This is a genomic window from Dietzia sp. SLG310A2-38A2 (assembly GCF_014145095.1).
Taxonomy (GTDB): Bacteria; Actinomycetota; Actinomycetes; order Mycobacteriales; family Mycobacteriaceae; genus Dietzia.
Genome location: NZ_JAALDX010000194.1, coordinates 1 through 1,850 on the forward strand (window position 1 = coordinate 1; position 1,850 = coordinate 1,850).

A 1,850-nucleotide genomic window follows, 5' to 3' on the forward strand; every position below is an offset into this window, starting at 1 on the left:
GGTCGACGACGACGAGGTGCTCCGCGGCTCGGGCGACGGATCGGTCCTCGACGAGTTCCGACGACTCGTCCTGTCGGCCTGCATCGCCCACGGCGACGGCCTGGTCTCCGGCGCGTTGGACATGACCGCCGACTACCTCAAGGAGCGGGTGCAGTTCGGCAAGCCGCTCGGCTCCTTCCAGGCGGTCCAGCAGGAGCTGGCCGACGTCTACATCATCTCGCGCACGCTGCACGTGATCTCGCAGTCGGTGACCTGGCGGGTCTCGGAGGGGCTCACCGGCCCGGCGGACCGCTACGCCACCGACCCGACGATCGGCGCGTACTGGCTGGCCGCCGAGGGACCGCGTGCGGTGCAGATCCTGCACCACCTGCACGGCGGCGTCGGGGTGGACATCACGTATCCCATGTTCCGGTACTCCTCGGCCGTCAAGGACCTGGCCCGCTTCGTCGGTGGCGCGCAGCTCCACCTGGACGACCTCGCCTCGGCGGTGGCGTCCGACCCCGTCGAGCACGTGGCGCCCGCCGCCACCGACGCCAGTGCAACCCCGGACGGCACCTTCATCGACCTCACGGGAGACCAGCGGGCGCTGCAGGCCGAGCTCCGCGAGTACTTCTCCACCCTCATCTGGCCCGAGGAGGCGGCGGACATCGCCACCACCCGCCACGGCGACACCTACGCGGAGATCATCACGCGAATGGGCCGGGACGGGTGGCTGGGCGTGGGGTGGCCCACCGAGTTCGGTGGCAAGGGTTTCGGCCACATCGAGCAGCTGCTCTTCACCAACGAGGCCATCCGCGCGGACGTCCCGCTGCCGTCGGTCACACTGCAGACCGTGGGGCCGACCCTGCAGAAGTACGGCTCCGAGGTGCAGAAGGAGAAGTTCCTTCCCGGGATCCTCGACGGCTCGATCCACTTCGCGATCGGCTACTCCGAGCCCGACGCCGGCACCGACCTCGCCGCGCTGCGGACCACCGCCAGGCGCGACGAGGCCACCGGCGACTGGATCATCAACGGACAGAAGATGTGGACCACCGGCGGACATCACGCCGACTACATCTGGCTGGCGGCCCGCACCGGCACCCCGGACTCGCGGCACCGCGGGCTGACCATCTTCATCGTCGACACCTCCGACCCGGGGTTCTCGTTCACCCCGATCATCACCTGCGACGGCGCCCACCACGTCAACGCCACCTACTACTCGGACGTGCGCGTCCCGGCGGACATGGTCGTGGGCGAGGTCGACGGCGGGTGGAAGATGCTCACCACCCAGCTCAACCACGAGCGCGTCATGCTGGCCCCGTCCGGTCGACCGGGCGGGTACTACGACGAGCTGGTCGGCTGGGCACGGGGCACCGGCGCCGACGGGGTCCGTCACCTGGACCGGCCCGAGGTGCGGCGCGGGCTCGCCGAGATCTTCGCGTTCGTCCGGCTCAACGAACTGCTCAACTGGCAGGTCTCCTCCGCCGGGGAGAACCCCTCGATGGGCGACTCGGCGGCGTCCAAGGTGTTCTCCACGGAGAAGATCCAGCACGTCGGCCGGATCATCGAGGAGCTGCTCGGTCGCTTCGGCGACCCCACCGATCCCGACACCGCCAGACTGCAGCGGTGGTTCGACATGATGAACAAGCGCAACGTCGTGATCACCTTCGGAGGCGGCGTCAACGAGGTCATGCGCGAACTGACCTGCATGGGCGGCCTCGGGATGCCCCGCACCGCCCGCTGACCAGACCCCCTGTCAGCACGCCCACGAACAAACGAGAAGGCACCCATGAGTGACGAGCAGGCCGCCCGCATCCTGGCCGCCGCCGAGGAGGTCCGCGCCTCCGGCGGCAGCGCGCGCCGCGCGGGCC

Annotated in this window: 1 protein-coding gene and 1 pseudogene; both read left to right on the forward strand. The window is 70.0% G+C overall.

The features are described from left to right. Positions 1-121: 121 nt before the first annotated feature. A pseudogene (locus G6027_RS19465) lies at positions 122-421 on the forward strand (acyl-CoA dehydrogenase family protein); the annotation flags it as partial. Positions 422-511: 90 nt separating this feature from the next. After that, positions 512-1,723 (forward strand): acyl-CoA dehydrogenase family protein, encoded by a 1,212-nt coding sequence (locus G6027_RS07430; protein ID WP_346995656.1) that lies wholly within the window; start codon positions 512-514, stop codon positions 1,721-1,723. Positions 1,724-1,850 lie beyond the last annotated feature (127 nt).